Origin of the sequence: Pseudomonas sp. MYb541 (genome assembly GCF_037479595.1) — a bacterium.
Classification (GTDB): domain Bacteria; phylum Pseudomonadota; class Gammaproteobacteria; order Pseudomonadales; family Pseudomonadaceae; genus Aquipseudomonas; species Aquipseudomonas canadensis.
Genome location: NZ_JBBGYS010000014.1, coordinates 1 through 20,162 on the forward strand (window position 1 = coordinate 1; position 20,162 = coordinate 20,162).

The following is a 20,162-nucleotide window of genomic DNA, read 5'->3' on the forward strand; positions in this document are numbered from 1 at the left end:
GGGGGGGGGGGGGCGCGGGGGGGGGGGGGGGGGGGGCCCCCCCCCCCCCCCCCCCAAGGGCTATCAGCGCTTGGTGTTGGAACGGATGTTCCAGCCAAACTTGATCGCGCCGCCATCTTTGGTGCCGTCGGCTTTCTGTGGCTGGTAGTCGACCATCACTTGGGCGAAGTTCAGGGTGACGTTCTCGGTCAGGCGGTCATCGGTGCCCGAACCGCCGGTGCTCAGCGAGGTGACCAGCACTTCTTCCAGGTTGATCACCATGTACTCGACCTGGCTTTCGCCACCGGCCTTGCGCACGGTCAGCTTGACCTTGTCGATGTGCTTGCCGCTGGCGCAGTGCATCATCAGGTTCGGCGAGGCCTTGTCGACGTACTTGGTCAGCGACAGGTCCTGGATATTCACCTTGCCCGCGCCGCCGCCACCGCCCACGTGCATGTTGCCGGACTGGGCCATGCCCCAGCTCCAGTTCAGCACGTCGATTTCGTCCTTGTGGGCCTTGTCCATGGACTCGCCCTTGATGTCGCCGATCTTGATGAAAATATCAACAGCCATGTTTTCTCCCTGTGTGGACTCAGCCACGATATTTGTTTAAGCCCAATGGGCAATGCTGTTCTGTGGGAGCTGGCTTGCCTGCGATTGCGTCGCCGCGGTCTGACTGGCAGACCGCGTCGTGTGCATCGCGGGCAAGCCCGGCTCCCACAGAAGAGCCGGCTCATTCGTGGTTATGCGCTTTTCGCCGAAGGCAGCTTCGATACCAGGCGCAGCGACACGGTCAGCCCTTCGAGCTGGTAGTGCGGGCGCAGGTAGAACTTGGAGTTGTAGTAACCCGGGTTGCCTTCCACTTCTTCCACGATCACTTCGGCGGCAGCCAATGGGTGCTGGGCCTTGGTGGTTTCGGTGGAGTGCGCAGGGTCACCGTCCACGTAGTTGAGGATCCAGTCCTGCAACCAGCGCTGCATTTCGTCCTTCTCTTTGAAGGAACCGATCTTGTCGCGCACGATGCACTTCAAGTAGTGGGCGAAACGGCAGGTGGCGAACAGGTACGGCAGGCGCGCGGCCAGGTTGGCGTTGGCGGTGGCGTCCGGGTCATCGTATTCGGTCGGTTTCTGCAACGACTGGGCGCCAATGAACGCGGCGAAGTCGGTGTTTTTCTTGTGCAGCAGCGGCATGAAACCATTCTTCGCCAGCTCCGCTTCACGGCGGTCGCTGATGGCGATTTCGGTCGGGCATTTCATGTCCACGCCACCGTCATCGGTAGGGAACGTGTGCGCCGGCAGGTTTTCCACTTCACCGCCGGACTCGATGCCACGGATGCGCGAGCACCAGCCGTAGTGCTTGAACGAACGGTTGATGTTCACCGCCATCGCGTACGCGGCGTTGGCCCAGGTGTATTTGGAGCTGTCGGCACCGTCGGTGTTTTCTTCGAAGGCAAAGGCTTCCACCGGGTCGGTCTTGGCGCCGTACGGCAGGCGTGCCAGGAAACGCGGCATGGTCAGGCCGATGTAGCGCGAGTCTTCCGATTCACGCAGCGAGCGCCAGCCGGCGTATTCCGGCGTGGTGAAGATCTTGGTCAGGTCGCGCGGGTTCGACAGCTCTTGCCACGAGCCCATGCCCATCACGGTCGGCGACGCCGCAGCGATGAACGGCGAGTGCATCGCTGCGCAGACTTTCGACAGCTCGCCCAGCAGTTCGACATCGGGTGGTGACTGGTCGAAGTAGTAGTCGCCTACCAGGCAGCCGTACGGCTCGCCGCCGAACTGGCCGTATTCTTCTTCGTACATCTTCTTGAAGATCGGGCTCTGGTCCCACGCAGTGCCCTTGAATTTCTTCAGGGTCTTGTGCAGGTCCGGCTTGGAGATGTTGAGCACGCGGATCTTCAGCTGCTCATCGCTCTCGGTGTTGTTGACCAAGTAGTGCAGGCCACGCCAGGCGCTTTCCAGCTGCTGGAAATCCTGGTGATGGATGATCTGGTTGACCTGTGCGGTCAGCTTGGCGTCGATGGCGGCGATGATCGATTCGATCGACTTGATCGCGTCATTGGACACCAGATAGGTTTGCGCCAGAGCCTGTTCGGCCAAGGTGCGCACAGCGGTTTCCACGGCTTCGCGGGCACGCTCGGTCTTGGGCTTGAATTCCTGCAGCAGCAGGTTCGCGAACTCGCTGGCTTCTTCGGTCTGGGTACCCAGGATCTGGGTGCCTTCGCGGGCGGTATTGTCAGTCATGATTACTGGTCCCCTGCAGGCTTCGGCGCGCTGGCAAGTGCCTGGAGCAATGCCGGGTCCTTGATCGCCTTCATGATGATTTCTTCAGCGCCGGTCTTGCCGTCCATGTAGGTCAGCAGGTTGGCCAGTTGGGTGCGGGCTTCGAGCAGTTGGTTCAGCGAGTCGACCTTGCGGGCCACGGCGGCCGGGCTGAAGTCGTCCATGCTTTCGAAGGTGATGTCCAGGCTCAGGTTGCCTTCGCCGGTCAGCTCGTTCGGTACGTGGAACGCCACGCGCGGCTGCATGGCCTTGAGGCGTGAGTCGAAATTGTCGACGTCCACTTCAAGGAACTTGCGGTCTGCCACCGGCGCCAGAGGCTCGGCGGGCTTGCCGGCGAGGTCGGCCATCACACCCATCACGAAGGGCAGCTGGACCTTTTTCTCGGCGCCGTAAAGCTCGACGTCGTACTCGATCTGCACTCGAGGCGCGCGGTTGCGCGCGATGAATTTCTGAGAACTTTGCTTCGCCACGTTGCTGCTCCTGGTCGCTTGAGCGACGGTGTTGTTACTGCGCAGTCGGGCGGCTTACTCGCTGTCCGGGCCACGCAGGTTTTCAAATTGGGACATGCCGTCGGGAATCAGATTGCGCACGATGGCCGCGAAGTCGGCGTGCACCAGATGCTTCGCCCGGTTCAACAGCACCGGCAGCGGGCTCGAAGGCTCGTACCGGGTGTAATACGCAAGGATCTTGTCGAGGCTGCGCAGCACATCGTCGCGGCTGGCGATGTCGCCAACTGGGCGCGGTGCTGCGGGCGCAGCGGCGAAGTCGGCCGAGGGGGCATTGTCGTCACTGACGGCCTCGGGTTCGCTGCTGCTGTCGGTGCCGGGCACCGCTTGATTAAGGATCTGCAACGCCTGCTTGAGGGGTTGCTTCAAGGCACTGAGGTCCACGCCCTGGGCGGAACCGACCTGATCGTTGACCTGCCGTTCGATGGCTTCGCACGCCGCACGCGCCGCAATCAGCGCGTTACGGGTGGCTTGCAGGTGCTCGGGGTCGCTGTCGAGGAACGCGGCGTTGAGCTGCTGGGCGCCGAGTTGCTCGTCGGGGAAGCTCAACAGGCCACTGGCGTTGAGCGCCGCGCGCAGGCTCACGGGCCCGAAAGTGCGCGAGCGTGTCAGGATGCTTTCGCGCAGCAAGCGAATATTGGTGTCGCAGGTCAGGCCGGTGAGGGCGTTGATGCGCACCGTGGGGTCGTTATCGTCGTCGGCGTCCAGGCGCGGGTGCAGGTCGGCCCAGTAATCGCGCAGCAACGAGTCGATCAGCGTCAGTGCTTCTGCAAGGCCCGCCACACCCTGGAGGGCGAGGGCGCTTTGCAGCAGGAAATGGGTGATGCGCAGGTCTTTGCTGCGCCCGAGCAAGTCGAGGCTTTGCTGCTGGATGCTGCGCCATTCCGGCGGTTCAGCGGGCAGGATGGAGTCGCCCATGCTGCGCTCGGGTTGGCCCTTGGCATCACGCTCCAATTGCAGAAATTGCGCGTCATATTCCATGTCTTCGCCACAGGGCGAAGTCGCGGAAACGGCGGTGAGCAGCAACGGCACATCCACTGAATTTGATCTCCCTATCAGCCCGTTAGACGGCGGGCAATTCATGCATTAGTTGCGCGAGGAACTTTGCATGTTTTCTTGGTCATATAAGCAAGATGCCACTAATGTGCCATCACTGGTATTCAAGAAGTTGTGCATTTTTGGTGTAGTACTTAGGGCTTGTCAAGGTAAGCTATTCGCCCTCTGTGACAGATGTGCGGTGCTTAACAACCTGCGCGACTGGTGGGTCGAACGACGCACCGGGACAGGATTTTTGTCATAGAGCCCAGTTAAGATCAGCGATCATGCTGGCATTGGCAGGTTTTAGACGGTCGATCGCTCGACCTGATGGCGATATCCCGGGAGGCGCTGTCCTGGGAGTCGACCGCGCGCGAAGTATCAGCAAGGAGGCAAGATGTCGCTGTGTTTGACTATCACTAGTTATCACAAGATTACCCCTGGGCAGTGCTCCGAAAAGTCCATGAATCAGGGCTCGATGGCTATTGGCCGCAGTTCCGATAATGACTGGGTACTGCCTGATCCAGAGCGCTTGGTCTCCTCGCAACATTGCGTTATTCAATACAAAGAGGGTCGCTATTATTTAACCGATAACAGCACTAATGGTGTGGAGTTGGTTAAAGCCGGTATCCGTATGCGTCGGGGTAACAGCGAACCGTTGCAAGACGGTGAGTTGATCCGCATCGGTGATTACGAGATCCAGGCGCGCATCGACTTCAACGTGCAGGCCGTCGACAGCCAGCCGTTTGCCGGCGATTCGCCGAACAGCTTTGAAGCGCTGATGGGTGCCGTGGCGAGCCAGCCCACGCCAGTGCCGGTGATCGCGCCGCAATTCCAGGGTGCTTCGTCGATGGACACGCTGCCGGACCTGTTCGACTTCCTCAGCCCCACCGCCGTGCCGCCGCCGACCGTGCCGGACCATGTGCCGTCCGAGCAGCATGACTTCCGTCCGCCGACGCCCGTTGCGCTCGAGAAACCCGTGGTTTCGGGCTCGGTGATTCCCGAAGATTGGGACCTGTTTGGCGATGCACCTGCGCCCGTTGCGCCACCGCCCGCACCGGTCATTCAGCCGCCACCTGCGGTCGAGCCTGTGGCAAACACTCAGCAACCCGACCTCCTGCAAGCCTTTCTGCGCGGCGCTAGCCTCGATCAACTGCGCCTGGACAAAGCCCAGGCCGAGGCCCAGATGGAAAACATCGGCCGCAGCTACCGCCTGATGGTCGAAGGCCTGATCGACGTGTTGCGTGCCCGCGCCAGCCTCAAGGGCGAGTTCCGCATGCAGCAGACCATGATCCAGCCCGCTGAAAACAATCCGTTGAAATTCGCCCCGAATGCTGACGAAGCGTTACTGCTTTTGCTTCGCCACGGCAACCAGGCGTTTATGGCACCGGACCTCGCCGTACGCGACAGTTTCAACGACCTGCGTGCCCACCAACTGGCGGTGATGGCCGGCGTGGAAGCGGCGATCAAACACCTGCTCACGCGCTTTGAACCGGCGCAACTGGAAGAGCGCATGGGCAAGCCCGGCGGGCTCTCAAGTATTTTCAACGGCTCACGCCAGGCCCAGTACTGGCAGCAATTCACCGAGCTCTACAGCAATATTTCCCGCGAGGCCCAGGAAGATTTCCAGGACCTGTTCGGCCGCGAATTCAGCCGGGCCTACGAAGAACACAGCGCACGACAGCGTCGGTAAAACCGCGCCGCAACACATGGATCAACGGATAGCTAAATACGTCATTGAGGACGCAGGATGATTCCCAGGTTTTTACTCGCAGTCGCCACACTGCTTCTGCTGACGGCGTGTGCCAAAGACGCCGCCAAACCCGAAACAGCCGCCGAGGCCGAAGCGGAGACGGCCGCCGTCGAGCTGCACTTTCATGCGATCAACGGGCTCAACCCCGGCGCCAACGGCCAGGCTGCGCCGGTGCGGGTGCGCATCTTCGAACTGAAAAACGCCGCCACCTTTGCCCGCTCCGATTACTTCGCCCTGGCTGACCGGGCGCAATCGACCCTGGGCCTGGACCTGCTGGGCCAGGACGAAGTGATGGTGCAGCCCGGCGAGCAACTGAGCATCCAGCGCGACCTCGACCCGTCCACGCGCCAGATCGGTTTGCTGGTGGGCTATCGCGAGTTGGACCGCGCGCAATGGCGCACGGTGATCAACGTGCCCGCGCGCCAATACACCGAATACCAGATCAGCCTCGATGTGCGTGCCGTGCGCGCCGACGTCGTGGTCACCCCATCCAGCCCTGCCCAATAAGAAGCAATCGGAGCCCCCATGTCCTGGAACAATCGCGTGGTCTGGTCGGAAGGCATGTTCATCGGAACGCAGCACTTCCAGCAGCATGACCGTTACCTGGAAAACCTGATCGACGCCCGCAGCCGCCCTTTGTCGGCCGGGGCCTGGGGTTTTTCCGAGTTGCTGATCGACCAGGGCCTGCTGGCCCAGGGCAAGCTGGCGATCGTCTCGGCGCGTGGCCTGTTGCCCGACGGCACGCCGTTCAACATTCCCCAGGACGATCTGGCGCCGAGCCCGCTGAACATCGACGACAACCTGCGCGATGGCCTGGTGTACCTGGCGCTGCCGCTCAAGCGTGCCGGTGCCCGCGATACCGTGGAGGAAGGCGAAGCCTTGGAGGCGGCGCGTTACGTGAGCCAGGTCCGCGAAGTGCGTGACGACAACGCACCCTTCGAAAACCGCGCTCCGGTGGCCGTGGGCTCCCGCGCCCTGCGCCTGCTGACCGCCCAGGATGGCATCAGCGATTACGCCGCCATCGGCCTGGTGCGCATCAAGGAAAAACGCGCCGACCGCGCGCTGGTACTCGACGACACCTACATCCCGCCGGTCCTGGACGTCGCCGCGAGCAAGCCGCTGACCGCGTTCCGCAGTGAATTGCTCGGCCTGCTGCACCAGCGTGGCGAAGCCCTGGCGGGGCGCGTGGTCGCTTCGGGCGCCGGTGGCGCGTCGGAGATTGCCGATTTCATGCTGCTGCAACTGGTCAACCGTGCCCAACCGCTGATCCAGCATCTGAGCCAGTTGAGCCCGCTGCACCCGGAGCGCTTCTTCAGTGAATTGGTGAGCTTGGCCGGTGAGTTCTCGACCTTCTCGACCTCGGGCCGCCGTCCCCAGGAATACCCGCAATACCAGCACGACGACCTGGCCCTGAGCTTTGCCCCGGTGATGGCCGCGCTGCGTGAAGCGCTGTCGATGCTGATCGACAGCAAGGCCACGCCGATCCCGATTGTCGAGAAAGCCTACGGCGTCCACGTGGCGATGCTGGCCGACAAAACCCTGCTCGACAACGCCAGCTTCATCCTGGTGGTACGTGCCGATGTCCCCGGCGAAACCCTGCGCGCGCGCTTCGGCCAGCAGAGCAAAGTCGGCTCGGTGGAGCACATCCGCGACTTGGTGAACCTGCAACTGCCGGGCATCACCCTGTTGCCTCTGCCCGTGGCGCCGCGCCAATTGCCGTACCACGCAGGTTCCACCTACTACGAGCTGGATCGCGGCAGCGAGGCCTGGCAACAGCTGGGCAATTCCGGCGGCTTTGCCTTCCACATCGCCGGGCAGTTCCCGGGCTTGAACCTGGCCTTCTGGGCGATCCGAGGATAATCCGCGATGCATCCCAATGATGATGACCGCACCCAGTTCATGCCGCGTCCGGGTGGCCGGGCGCCGGAACCTGCGCGTGCCGAACCGTCGCCGCTGGCCATGCCGGCCGCGCCGATGCTCACCGGCAAGAGCCAGGGCCTCAACCCGCTGGAAAGCGCCGCCGGCCCGTTGTTGGCCCTGCTGACGCGCCTGCGCAACACCATCGCCCACCCGGCGCCGGCCAGCCTGCGCGCGCAGTTGCTGGCGTATCTGCGCCAGTTCGAAGAACGCGCCGAAGCGGCCGGTATCGCCCGCAACGAAGTACTGCTGGCGCGTTATGCGCTGTGCACCGCGCTGGATGAAGCGGTGTTGAGTACGCCTTGGGGCAGCACCAGTGACTGGGGCAAACAGAGCCTGCTGATCACGGTGCATAACGAAGCTTGGGGCGGTGAGAAAGTCTTTCAGTTGCTCGACCATTGCCTGCAAAGTCCACGGGAACGCCTGTACCTGCTGGAGCTGCTGTACCTGTGCATGTGCCTGGGTTTTGAAGGCCGTTATCGCGTAATGAACGACGGCCGCAGTCAGTTGGAAACCCTGCGCGAGCGCACGGCCGCCGCCATTCGCAGCGCCCGTGGCGAACACGAACGTGAACTGTCGCCACACTGGCGCGGCGTGACCGTGGCGCGGGATCGCCTGGCGCAATTCATGCCGCCGTGGATCGCCGTGGCTATCGGCGTGGCGCTGTTGCTGGCGCTGCTGTTTGGTTTGCGCATGAAGCTGGCGTCGGATGCCGAGCCGGTGTTCAAGAATATTCACGCGTTGGGCGAAATCCCGGTGCAGGCCATCGACCGCCCGGTGGCACAACCCAAAGTGATCGAGCGCCCACGCCTGGCCGGTTTTCTGGTGGAAGACATCAAGGCCGGGCGCGTTGCCGTGGAAGATGCGGTCGACCGTTCAGTGGTGACCATCCGTGGCGACGAGCTGTTTGCGTCCGCCAGCTCCAGCATCGTCGATGACTACCAACCGCTGATGCTGCGCATCGCCGATGCCATCCGCAAAGTGAAAGGCCAGGTACGCGTGACCGGGCACAGCGACAACCGCCCGATTGCCACGCTGCGCTTCCCGTCCAACTGGGCGCTGTCGGAAGCGCGGGCCAAGTCTGTGCTGGAAATCCTCGCGGCCAAGACTGGCCAGGCGGAGCGCTTCAGCGCCGAGGGCCGAAGCGACACCGAGCCGGTGGCGACCAACGCCACCGCAGAAGGCCGCGCCCGCAATCGTCGGGTTGAAATCACCGTATTGGCGGAGGGCGTCGAGTGAAGGCGTTTTTCAGTTTCATGATTCGCTGGGTGATTCCCGTGCTGGGCCTGATCGCCCTGAGCCTGATCATCTGGTTTGTCGGGCCGTTGCTCGACGTGCTGGTGCCGGAAGGGCGCCGCTGGGCGCTGATCATCCTGGTGTTCGCGGTGTGGATTGCCTACCGCGTATTCCGCATCATCCAGGCGCGGCGTCAGGCCGCCGAAGTGATGCGCAGCCTGGCCGCCGAAACCCCGGCAGACCCCAATAGCGTCGCCACCGCCGAAGAACTCAGCACCCTGCGCCAGCGCATGGACGAGGCCCTGGCGCTGCTGAAGAAGGCCAAGCTGGGTGGCGATGAACGCCGCAACCTCTACGAGTTGCCGTGGTACGTGATCATCGGCCCGCCGGGTTCGGGCAAGACCACGGCGCTGGTCAACTCCGGCCTGCACTTCCCGCTGGCTGCGCAGTTGGGCGCCGGTGCCGTGCGTGGTGTTGGCGGCACGCGCAACTGCGATTGGTGGTTTACCGATCAGGCTGTGTTGCTCGACACTGCCGGCCGCTACACCACCCAGGACAGCAACTCCACGGTGGATAAAGCCGCGTGGCTGGGCTTCCTCGACCTGCTGAAAAAGCAGCGCTCGCGCCGGCCTATCGACGGTGCCTTCATCGCCATCAGCCTGTCGGACCTGTTGCTCGGCACCGACGCCGAGCGCGCCGCCCATGCCGCCGCCATACGCTTGCGTATCCAGGAGCTGTACACCCAATTGGGCGTGCGCTTCCCGATCTACCTGATGCTGACCAAGCTCGACCTGGTGCCGGGCTTCATGGAGTTCTTCGACAACCTGAGCAAGGAAGAGCGCGCCCAGGTGTGGGGCATGACCTTTGCCCTGGACGACGGCAAGAACAGCGACAGCCCGCTGGCGCATCTGCAAAGCGAGTTCGCCGGCCTGGAACAGCGCCTCAACGAACGTCTGGTCGAACGCCTGCAACAGGAGCGTGACCCGGCGCGGCGCGACCTGATCTACGGCTTCCCGCAGCAGTTCGGTGCGTTGAAGGATTGCCTGCAAAGCTTCCTCGAAGGCGTGTTCAAGCCCAATGCCTTTGAAGAGCGCGTGTTGCTGCGCGGTGTGTATTTCACCAGCGGCACCCAGGAAGGCAGCCCGATCGACCGCCTGATCGGTGCGATGGCCCAGAGCATGAACCTGGACCGCCAGCACCTGGCGCGCCAGAGCGGCACAGGGCGCAGTTACTTCATCGAAAAACTCTTCACCGCCGTGGCGTTTGCCGAGCGTGGACTGGTCGGGGTGAACCCCAAGGTCGAGCGCCGACGCAAGTGGATTGCACGCGGCGTGCTGGCCGCCACCGTGGCGACTGTCGTGGTGGTCAGCGGTTTGTGGTGGGTGAGTTACCGCGCCAATCAGGCGTATATCGCCCAGGTCGACCAGAAGGTCGCACCGCTGGGCCAGTCCGTGCAGAACCTGAGCCCGGCGCAGCGTGACATCCTCGCGGTGCTGCCATTGCTCAACGCCGTGAAGAACCTGGCCGGCGACTCGCCGAGCTGGTCCGAAGGCCTGGGGCTGTACCAGGGCGACATGCTTGAAGCCGAGTCCGCCAGTGTCTACCGCAAGCTGTTGATCGCCGTGTTCGCGCCACGCCTGGTGACGCGCATCGAAGAACAACTGCACGGCGGCGGCAATTCCGACTTCCTTTACGAAGGCCTCAAGGCCTACCTGATGCTCGCCGATTCCGAGCATTACGATCCGGACTTCATCAAGGCCTGGATCGCCCTCGACTGGGACCGCAACCTGCCGCGCGACTTGCCGGCCGATCAGCGCCAGGCATTGGCCGGGCACTTGCAGTCGCTGTTCGAACGCCATCCGCCGAATGCGCGCCTGGATCCCCGGCTGATCGACGACCTGCGTCGCCAGTTGCAGCAACTGCCGGTGGCCCAGCGTGTGTATGACCGGGTCAAACGCCAGAAACTGCCCGAAGGCATCCCTGACTTTCGCATCAACGAAGCTGCTGGCCGTGATGCGGCGCTGGTGTTCAGCCGCAAAAGTGGCAAACCGCTGGGCGAGCCGTTGAGTGGGTTCTTCACCGCCAAGGGCTATCGCCAGGCGTTTTTGCTGAGCAGCCTGAACCAGACCGGCACCCTGGCTGAAGAGCAGTGGGTGTTGGGGCACGAACAGGCCGACCAGCAGAACGTGGTGAGCCTCGCCGCCGACGTACGCCGCCTGTATTTCCAGGATTACCAGCGTCAGTGGGACGCCTTGCTGGCGGACATCGACTTTGTGCCGATCACCAGCGTGGCCCAGGCAGCCGACGTATTGCGGGTGATTTCCGGTCCTACTTCTCCGTTGAAAAAACTGCTGGTGGCGGTGGCCAAGGAAACCGATCTGCAAGCCGAAGAGCGCCAACTGGCCGCCAAAGGCGTACCGGTGGAAGGGGGCGTCGACAAGCTCAAGGAGCGCCTGGGCAGCCTGCTTGGCCAGGAACAACCGACCGCCAATGCACCTGCTGCTGCGGATGATCCGGTGACCGCACACTTTGCCGAACTCAACAGCATCGTCAGCAAGAATGAAGGCGAGCCAGCGGCCATCGATGGCCTGCTCACCGACATGAATGCGCTGTATGTGCAGGTCAGCGCCATGGTCGGCGCCAGCGGTGATGCCTTGCTCGGTGAGGCGAAGAACCAGGCGTCCGCCGCGGCCACGCGGGTCAGCCTGAATGCCGAACGCCAGCCACCGTTGGTGCAGGGCATGGTCAAGTCGGTGGTCAATTCCACCACCAACAGCATGATGGGCGGGGTGCGCAATCAACTGAACGCGGCCTGGGTCAGCGAAGTGGTCAACGTGTATCGCCAGTCCCTGGCCGGCCGCTACCCGATGTCGCCGGGCAGCGCACGGGACGCCACCCTGGATGACTTCGGCCAGTTCTTCGGCGTGGGCGGAGTGATGGACAACTACTTCCGCAAATACCTGCAGCCTTACGTAGACACCTCCGCGCAGACCTGGCGCTGGCAGCCGGGCGCGGCGCAGAAGCTCGGCATTGCTCCGGGCGTGCTGCAAACCTTCCAGCGCGCGGCGACGATCCGCGATGCGTTCTTCCGCTCGGGTGGCACCCAGCCCATCGTGCGTTTCGAACTCAAGCCGGTGTCGATGGACCCGACCATCACCCAGTTCCTGCTGGACCTGGACGGTCAGCAACTGAGCTACGACCACGGCCCAAGCCGCCCAGTGGCGATGCAATGGCCAAACCCCGGCAGCATTGGCGTGGTGCGTATCTCCATCATGCCGCCGTCGGCCAATGGCCGTTCCGGCGTGACCCTGGACGGACCGTGGGCCTGGTTCCGCCTGCTGGAGCAATCGGACCTTACGGCTGGTAATTCCCCGGACCGCTTCAACCTGCGCCTGCGTGTCGACGGTGCGAGCATTGCCTACGAACTGCGCGCCAACAGCGCCTTCAACCCGTTCAAGAGCCGCGTGCTCAGTGGCTTCAGCCTGCCGGAGCGGCTATGACGACGCTGGGTTTCTACGGCAAGTTGGCCAGTCGTGGTGACTTTGTCAGCCGCGCACTACCCCAGAGTTTTATCGGCCCGTGGGACAGCTGGTTGGCGGCGGGTCTGCTCGCCAGCCAGAGCAGCCTGGGCGGCGACTGGCTCAACACCTACCTGGTCAGCCCGTTGTGGCGCTTTGTGCTGGCGCCGGGTGTATGCGGACCGGACGCGGCGGCGGGTGTGGTGATGCCGAGCATCGACCGGGTCGGGCGTTACTTCCCACTGGCGGTGGTGACCTTGCTCGATCACGACACCAATCCCGCGTCCCTGGTCGGCGGGCCGGACACCTGGTTCGAGCAGGCCGAAGCGTTGCTGCTCAGCACCCTGGATGCCGGTGCCACCTTCGAACGCTTCAATGAAGGCCTCGATGGCCTGGGTTTCCCAGCGAGCGAACCGCGTACCGTGGGCAGCCGTTTCGCCGGCCTGCAACGGGTGGCTACCACCGTGCCTCAGGGGCGTCTGACCGCCCTGGCCGAACAGGCCTGCGAAGGCGCGAGCCTGTGGTGGGGCCGTGGCTCGCAGACGATTTCCCCTGGTTTGTTGCGGTGTCAGGGCCTGCCTGCCGCCGACGATTTTGCGCAGTTTTTGCTCGGACAAGAAGGTGTGGTGTAGATGGGGTCGACGTACAAATCCGCGAGCAAAAGCCATGTGGGCATGGTCCGCCAGGTCAACGAAGACGCCTGCCTGGACCTGCCGGAAAACCGCCTGTGGGTGGTGGCCGACGGCATGGGCGGGCACGCGGCGGGGGACTACGTGAGCAGCCTGATCGTCGACAGCCTGCGCAGCGTGCCGGTGGGGCGCTCGCTGGATGAATACACGGCGGCGCTGCGCAACGACCTGCTGCGCATCAACGCCGCCGTGCGCGAAGAAACCGCCCATCGTGGCGTGACCATGATGGGCAGCACCGTGGTGTTGTTGGCCGCCCGTGGCCTGCGCGGCGTTTGCCTGTGGGCTGGCGACAGCCGCTTGTACCGCCTGCGCGACGGCGTGCTGGAAGGCATCTCCCGCGACCACAGCTACGTGCAAGACCTGCAAGACAGTGGCCTGCTCAGCGAAGCCGACGCCCGCACGCATCCACGCGCCAATATCGTCACCCGTGCGATTGGCGTGGAAGCGCACCTGGAACTGGCGGTGGTCGACCTGCTGATCGCTCCCGGTGACAGCTATTTGCTGTGCAGCGATGGTCTGAACAAGACCGTCGAAGACCATGAGATCCGCGAAGTCCTCGGCCACGACACGCCGGATGAAATCGTGCGCAGCCTGGTGCACCTGGGGCTCAACCGGGGTGCGCCGGACAACATTACCGCCATCGTTGTGAAGGTATCGGCATGAACATCCTGATTCCGGGTTATGACATCGAAGGCGAGATCGGCGAAGGCGCCATGGCCAGCGTGTACCTGGCGACCCAGCGTTCCCTGGAGCGCAAGGTGGCGTTGAAGGTGATGGCGGCGGCATTGGCGGCTGACCCGAGCTTCTGCGAACGCTTCCTGCGTGAGGGCAAGACCCTGGCGCGCTTGTCGCACCCGCACACGGTGACCATCCATGACATCGGCAATGTCGGTGAGCTGTATTACATGGCCATGGAATACCTGCCCAACGGTACGCTCAAGGAGCGCATCGCGGCCGGCATGACGCCGGAGCAGGGCGTCACGCTGATCCGCCAGATCGCCTCGGCGCTGGGCTATGCCCATGCCCAGGGCCTGGTGCACCGCGATGTGAAACCGGCGAACATTCTGTTCCGCGCCGATGGTACGGCGGTGCTGTCGGACTTCGGTATCGCCAAGTCGCTGGATGATCGCACTCAATTTACCCAGGCCGGTTTTGCCGTGGGTACGCCGAGCTATATGAGCCCAGAGCAGGCGCGGGGCCAGGAGATTGATGGTCGCGCCGACCTGTACGCGTTGGGTGTGGTGCTGTACGAGATTCTCGTCGGCAAGCTGCCGTACACCGGCACTGATGCACTCTCCACGGCGCTCGCGCACCTGACTGAACCGCTGCCCGAATTGCCGGTGCACCACGGTCGTTATCAGGAGGTGCTGCGCAAGCTGTTGGCCAAGGATCCGGCGGAGCGCTTCGCGGATGCGGCGGCGTTGTTGCGGGCGTTGGATAACCTGCCGTCGGAATCGCCAGAGGCTACGTTGGTGCGGCCGTTGCCGATCCCGATGAATTTTGATCTGGCGGGTATCACTCCGGAATCCGTCGAGATCCCCACCGAGAAACCCCAGCCGGTGCGCCAACCGGTGGTGCCGCCGACCCAGCACAGCGAGCAGCGCCGTGGGCCGGTGTTGGCACTCGCCGCTGTTGCAGTGGCGGTTGCGTTGGCCATTGGTGGTGCGAGTTATTGGTGGTTGAGCGGCAGCGATGAGCCCGTGGCCAAGCCCCCGGCTGCGGTGGTTGTGCCCCCTGTGGCGGCGCCTGTGGCAGAAGTGGATGGCGGCCAGCGTCCGTTGCTGATGGCGGGTAAGAAAACCCTGTTCCAACGCGTCCTCAGCAAACCTGGCGCCAAGCTTTCAACGGACGCCGGCAGTGCGTCGGGCAAGGCCTTGCCGGCGTTTTCCGTGCTTTACGTCTACCAACGTAAGGACGTTGACGGCAACCCATGGGTACGCGTCGGCGCCGCCACCGATGGCCGCAGCGACGGCTGGTTGCCTGCGTCCCAGGTCAGCGACTGGAAGCAGAGCCTGGTGCTCAAGTTCACCGAGCGTTCAGGCCGCGCGCCGGTAATGTTCCTGCGCCAATCCGCTGAAGTGGAAAGGTTGCTGGCTGACCCGGCCGCCGCCAAAGGCGTACTGGCCAAGGCGCAGAAAAACAGTGAGGACAACAGCCAAATCCTGGCCCTGGAACCAACCGCCAGCGCTGTGCCGCAAAACCAGTTCTACCTGCTGCCGATCTTCGACGCCAAAGAGAGCTTCGACGAAAACGGCCAGCCGGTGCAGTTGCTCAATGTGGCCTCCATCGACCCAGGCACCAGCGCCGCTAAACCGGCCACGCCGGTGATCAACGCCAATGCTGACGCCTTCCGCACGGCCGTGGTGCTGGTGGTGGACACCACCGTGTCGATGCAGCCCTATATCGACCAGATCCGCGACGTGGTGCACGAACTGCAAACGCGCATCGGCGAACGCGGCGAGTTGGACAGCGTGAGCTTCGGCATGGTCGGCTTTCGCAGCAGCATCAAGAAAACCCCTGGCCTGGAATACGTCGCCAAGACCTTGATCACCCTCGATCAGGGCCGCGACCCGCAACGTTTCCTCGACATGGCGCGCCAGGTCAAGGCGTCCACTGTGTCCAGCCATTCGTTCAACGAAGATGCGTTCGCCGGCGTGATGCAGGCAGTGGATGGCATGGATTGGTCCGGCTATGGCGGACGCATCATCCTGCTGGTCACCGATGCCGGTGCGCTGCGCAAGAACGATCCGTTCGCTGCCACCCAGATGAACGAAGCCGAGGTACGCCAGGCCGCGCTGGGCAAACAGATCAAGATCTACGCCCTGCACCTGCGTACCGACGCCGGCAAGAAAACCCATGCCGGCGCCGAGAGCCAGTACCGCATCCTCACCGCCGACGCCAACCCGCAGATCGGCGACCTCTACACGGCGGTGCCCGGTGGTGATGTGCGCAAGCTCGGAGAGCGTGTGGATGAGATCGGTACGGTGTTCTCCAATCTTGTGCATCAAGTGCGCAGCAACACGCCACAGCCGGTGCCGTTGTTGAACAGCGCGCCGAGTCTGGCGGATAAGTCCGCCGCCGTCGGTTATGCCATGCACATGGATTTCCTCGGCCGTAAAGCCGCGAGTCAGGCACCGCAACTGGTCAGCGCCTGGACTGCCGACCGCGACCTGACCAACCCGGCACTGCCGGCGTTCCAGGTGTGTGTGATGCTGACTAAGTTGCAGCTCAATGACCTGCAGCAGTCGCTGAAATTGATCGTCGACGCGGCACGCAAGACCCAGACTTCACCCAAGGACTTCTTCCAGGAAATCGCCAGCGCCTCCGCCTATATGAGCCGCGACCCACAGGCCCTGCGCAAGGGCGGCAACCTGGCCGACGGCGGCATCTTGGGTGAATACCTGGAAGGCCTGCCGTACCGCAGCAAGTCGCTGAACATGACCCAGGACCTGTGGTTGTCGTTGAGCGTGGCCGAGCAGGAAGACTTTATCGACGAGCTGGATTCGAAGATCCGCCTCTACGAAACCTTCCACAATGATGTGGCCAACTGGGTCCGTTTCGGCGATGCCGAGCCGGGTGACGCGTTGTACCGCGTGCCGTTGTCGACGTTGCCGTGATGCTGAACCTGAACGCGGTGCACAAGAGCCGGGGCGTCGGCAGCCAGCGCTACAGCCTGGTGATTCCGGCGCTGACGCTGCGTGCGGGTGAGCAATTGGCGATTGTCGGGCCCAGCGGATGTGGCAAAAGCACCTTGCTGGATTTGCTGGCGTTGGTATTGGCGCCGGATCAGGTCGGGCAGTTTGAATTTCATCAGCAGGACATTGCCGGATTGTGGCGCGGTGATCAGCAATCCACGCTGGCCGCGCTGCGTAGCCAGCATCTGGGCTATGTGCTGCAAACCGGTGGTTTGCTGGGGTTTCTCGATGTGCGCGGCAATATCGCCTTGTCACGGCAACTGTTGGGCTTGAAGGACGACGGCAGCGTGGCGCGCCTGGCCAAGCAGTTGGAAATCAGCGACCAGTTGGCCAAGAAACCGGCGGCGCTCTCGGTGGGCCAGCGCCAGCGCGTCAGCTGTGCCCGCGCCCTGGCTCATGCGCCGCAATTGGTGTTGGCGGATGAACCGACGGCGTCCCTCGACCCCTTGAATGCCGAGCGCGTGATGCAGGCGTTGCTGGCCCAGGCGCGCGAACACCGTGCCGCCTGTGTGATTGCCACCCATGACGAACCCCTGGCCCGCGCCAGTGGCTTGCAGGTGCGGCGTATCAGTTGCCGTCGCGACATCGACGGCGGCGTCACCGCGACCCTCGGGGAGGTGTGCTGATGCGCCTCGGTCTGGTGGCGTCGCTGGCCTGGCAGGACTATCGCAACGATGCCTGGCTGTCGGTTTGTTCGGTACTGGCGCTGGTCGCCGTCATTGCACCGTTGCTGGTGTTATTCGGCCTGAAATTTGGACTGGTTAGCAGTTTGACCGAACGTTTGCAGACCGACCCCGCCACCCGTGAAATTATTCCGTTGGGCGGTGGTCGATTCAGCAGCGCCTTTATCGAGCAACTCGGCCAGCGCAGCGATGTGGCGTTTGCACTCCCGCGCACGCGACAAATTGCGGCGACCGCGCAGGTGGGCGCCTTGGCCCTGGAAATGCTGCCGACCGCATCGGGTGATCCCTTGCTGGCGGGTCTTCCGGTGCCGAGGGGCCTGGACCAGATCGTGCTGAGTCACACCGCCGCCGAGAAGCTGGCAGCGCGGCCGGGGGATTGGCTGGAGACCAGCTTTGCACGGCAAGTGGCAGGGCGCTTCGAGGCCCAGCGCACGCGTTTGCAGGTGCTGGCGGTATTGCCGCTGGAAGCCTTCGCCCGTGATGGGCTGTTTGCCGATTTGAAATTGCTGGAAGCAGCAGAAGATTACCGCGATGGTCGTGCGGTGCCGGCCTTGGGCTGGGAGGGTGAAGCGGTCGGTTTGAGTGAACAGCGCGTGTACCCGGCATTCCGCCTGTATGCGCGCAACCTCACCGATGTGGAACCGCTGCGGGTGTTTTTCGTCGGGCAGAACCTGCTGGTGTCGACCCAGGCGCAGACCATCGCGCAGGTGCAGTCGTTGAGCCGCAACCTGTCGATCGTTTTCTGGGTGATCTGCGGGTTGGCGTTGACGGGGGCGTTTGCGGCGATCTTTGCTGGAGCGTTGGCCGCCGTGGTGCGTAAGCGTCGGGAATTGTCGGTGTTGCGCCTGTTGGGGTTTTCCACCGGTGGGCTGTTGTTGTTTGTGGTGGTGCAGGCGCTGTACAGCGCAGGTTTCGCCGCCGTGCTCAGTGCCGGCTTGTATGGCTTGGCCGAGGCGGCTTTGAACACGTTATTTGTGCAGGCGCCGGGCGAGCACGCCAGCCACCTGTTGGCGCGTCATTACGGCCTGGCCCTGGCTGCAGTCATGGGCGTGAGCGCCGTGGCGGCGGCCTGTGGTGGCTGGCGAGTGGCGCGGATCCAGGCTTCTGAAGGAATCAGAGATGTATAAGTTACTGGGCGCCTGTGTGGCGCTGACCCTGGCCTCTATGGCCTGGGCCGATGAGGCGAGTGACAAACTCGATAACCCCAAGCCGCTGGAGGGCGACGTCAGCCTACCGCTGCCGTGCGAAGGCAACATGGTGTTTCGTTACGCCTACGTGTTGGCCCAAGGCACCCTGGATGACCGCGAGATCAGCCTCGGCTACCCCTTTGCCGAAGGCGAGGCGGGCTATCAGCAGTCATTCATTTCCGGCTACCGCCGCGACTTCATCAATGGCCAGTTCACCCTCAAGGACCTGCCCAAAGACTGGAACAAAATCATCGCGCCGTTGATGCCGAAAACCGACGCCAAGACTCCGCTCAAGCCGATGCTGTACTTCATCGGCAAGTACGAAGTGACTGCACGCCAGTACGCCCAGGTGATGTCCCAGGCGCAGTCGTTGGCCAGTGGTGAACCCGCGCCTGCGTGCGACGCACCCACCGGCATGGCCGGGCGCTTGCCCAAGGTGAAGCTGTCGCGCTTTGAGGCCGAGCGTTTTTCGGCGGTGTACAGCGCCTGGTTGATGAAATACCACCGTGAGTTGCTGCCGGTCAGCGGACGCGGCTCTTCGGCGGACGACGGCGGCTTGGGTTTTGTGCGCCTGCCCACCGAAGTGGAGTGGGAATTCGCCGCGCGTGGCGGTCATGCCGTCAGCCGCCAGGACCTGGAAGGGCGGCTGTTCCCGCGCCGTACTGAAGGCAGTGACAGCGACGGCCCGCTCGGCGATTACGCCGTGTTCAACCAGGTCGCCGGCGGTACCGGCCAGGCCGCGCGCCTGATGCCTATCGGCACCAAATTGCCCAACCCGATCGGTCTGTTCGATGTGATCGGCAACGCGGCGGAAATGGTCCAGGAATCCTTCCAACTGGTGCACGCCGGGCGTCGTCAGGGCACCTACGGCGGCTTTGTGGTCAAGGGTGGCAACTACCTGGAAGGCGAGGGCACGCTGTTCACCGGCATGCGCCGCGAGTACCCGCTGTTCGCCGCCGACGGCACCGAGCAAAGCAACGAGACCACCGGGTTCCGCGTGGCGATTGGCGCCTTGTCGGCGCCGCGTTCACGCTACAAGGAGCTGTTCGCGCAGTGGCAGAAAGAGGGCCGCCTGGCCTCACTGACCGACGCCATCGACGATGCCCAGGACCCGACCAAGCGCCTGGACAGCATCATCGCCGCCAGCGCCGACCCCAAGCTGCAAGCCGAGCTGGGGCTGGTCAACGAAGAACTCAAGCGCAACGTCTCGCTGATCGCCCAGCAACGCGAGGAGGCGGCGGGCAACCTGATCCAGTCGGCCGCGTTGGTTGCCGAAACCATCGCCAACTACAACATCCGCCTGGCCAACCTGCAGAAGAGCCGCCAACAGTCCCTGGACAACAAGGACGCGGCCAGCGCGCAGCTGTTCGACATGGCGATTGCCAATGGCCGTAGCGCGCTCGATGGCGCCGTGGCGATCTATATCGACAACCTGGCCACTGGCACGCGTTACACCGATGCGGTGATTCAGGCGCAGTTTCAACGGATCAAGGAAGAGTTGGATCGCAAGCCGGTGCTCGGTAAGAGCCTGGTGACGCGCGCAACACTGTTCGTTCGCCATGTCGGCAACTACCGCAAGCAACAGCGGGCCGACCCGGCAACGATCTTGAAGGAATTGCTCGCAGCGAGCGGTCAGCGATGAGCGCTGGCTGTATGGCGAGCTTGGAAGGGACTCAGGCGGC

15 protein-coding genes are annotated in these 20,162 nt (G+C 63.5%); 11 read left to right on the forward strand and 4 right to left on the reverse strand.

The features are described from left to right. Positions 1–63: 63 nt before the first annotated feature. From WH299_RS10665 to tssA, 4 genes are all read right to left on the reverse strand, one after another. Positions 64–552, reverse strand: a complete 489-nt coding sequence (locus WH299_RS10665) for an Hcp family type VI secretion system effector (RefSeq protein ID WP_005792512.1) — start codon at positions 550–552, stop codon at positions 64–66. A gap of 170 nt (positions 553–722) precedes the next feature. Continuing rightward, positions 723–2,222 (reverse strand): type VI secretion system contractile sheath large subunit, encoded by a 1,500-nt coding sequence (tssC, locus tag WH299_RS10670; RefSeq protein WP_339550243.1) that lies wholly within the window; start codon positions 2,220–2,222, stop codon positions 723–725. Positions 2,223–2,224: 2 nt separating this feature from the next. Beyond that, a complete protein-coding gene (tssB, locus tag WH299_RS10675) occupies positions 2,225–2,731 on the reverse strand; it encodes a type VI secretion system contractile sheath small subunit (RefSeq protein WP_010207547.1) in 507 nt (168 codons plus the stop codon). 54 nt (positions 2,732–2,785) lie between these two features. After that, positions 2,786–3,805, reverse strand: coding sequence for a type VI secretion system protein TssA (gene tssA / locus WH299_RS10680; protein WP_339550244.1), 1,020 nt, complete (start codon positions 3,803–3,805; stop codon positions 2,786–2,788). Between the two features lie 394 nt (positions 3,806–4,199). Between tssA and tagH the strand changes: the two genes are divergently transcribed. Genes tagH through WH299_RS10735 form a run of 11 tightly spaced genes read left to right on the forward strand, consistent with a single transcriptional unit; the run spans position 4,200 to position 20,122 of the window. Next, positions 4,200–5,495, forward strand: coding sequence for a type VI secretion system-associated FHA domain protein TagH (tagH, locus tag WH299_RS10685; protein WP_339550246.1), 1,296 nt, complete (start codon positions 4,200–4,202; stop codon positions 5,493–5,495). 57 nt (positions 5,496–5,552) lie between these two features. Beyond that, positions 5,553–6,062, forward strand: coding sequence for a type VI secretion system lipoprotein TssJ (tssJ, locus tag WH299_RS10690; protein WP_339550247.1), 510 nt, complete (start codon positions 5,553–5,555; stop codon positions 6,060–6,062). An 18-nt stretch (positions 6,063–6,080) separates the two neighbouring features. After that, positions 6,081–7,415: a type VI secretion system baseplate subunit TssK gene (gene tssK, locus WH299_RS10695; protein ID WP_078050752.1), complete on the forward strand. Its 1,335-nt coding sequence runs from the start codon at positions 6,081–6,083 to the stop codon at positions 7,413–7,415. Between the two features lie 6 nt (positions 7,416–7,421). Continuing rightward, a complete protein-coding gene (locus WH299_RS10700) occupies positions 7,422–8,711 on the forward strand; it encodes a DotU family type VI secretion system protein (protein ID WP_028618491.1) in 1,290 nt (429 codons plus the stop codon). Then, entirely contained in the window at positions 8,708–12,208 is a 3,501-nt protein-coding gene (gene tssM, locus WH299_RS10705; protein WP_339550249.1) for a type VI secretion system membrane subunit TssM, read from the forward strand. The genes WH299_RS10700 and tssM overlap by 4 nt, the downstream gene beginning before the upstream one ends. Further along, positions 12,205–12,858, forward strand: a complete 654-nt coding sequence (gene tagF, locus WH299_RS10710; protein WP_122729895.1) for a type VI secretion system-associated protein TagF — start codon at positions 12,205–12,207, stop codon at positions 12,856–12,858. Before tssM ends, tagF begins: the two co-directional genes overlap by 4 nt. Further along, on the forward strand, positions 12,859–13,578 hold the full coding sequence (locus WH299_RS10715; RefSeq protein ID WP_028618488.1) for a PP2C family protein-serine/threonine phosphatase: 720 nt from the start codon (positions 12,859–12,861) through the stop codon (positions 13,576–13,578). Continuing rightward, positions 13,575–16,532, forward strand: a complete 2,958-nt coding sequence (locus WH299_RS10720; RefSeq protein WP_339550250.1) for a serine/threonine-protein kinase — start codon at positions 13,575–13,577, stop codon at positions 16,530–16,532. The genes WH299_RS10715 and WH299_RS10720 overlap by 4 nt, the downstream gene beginning before the upstream one ends. Beyond that, complete coding sequence (locus WH299_RS10725) at positions 16,532–17,236, forward strand: ABC transporter ATP-binding protein (RefSeq protein ID WP_323622935.1); 705 nt, start codon at positions 16,532–16,534, stop codon at positions 17,234–17,236. Before WH299_RS10720 ends, WH299_RS10725 begins: the two co-directional genes overlap by 1 nt. Then, positions 17,236–18,420, forward strand: a complete 1,185-nt coding sequence (locus tag WH299_RS10730) for an ABC transporter permease (RefSeq protein ID WP_339550251.1) — start codon at positions 17,236–17,238, stop codon at positions 18,418–18,420. Before WH299_RS10725 ends, WH299_RS10730 begins: the two co-directional genes overlap by 1 nt. Beyond that, complete coding sequence (locus tag WH299_RS10735) at positions 18,413–20,122, forward strand: formylglycine-generating enzyme family protein (RefSeq protein ID WP_323622933.1); 1,710 nt, start codon at positions 18,413–18,415, stop codon at positions 20,120–20,122. Before WH299_RS10730 ends, WH299_RS10735 begins: the two co-directional genes overlap by 8 nt. The last annotated feature ends 40 nt before the right edge of the window (positions 20,123–20,162 follow it).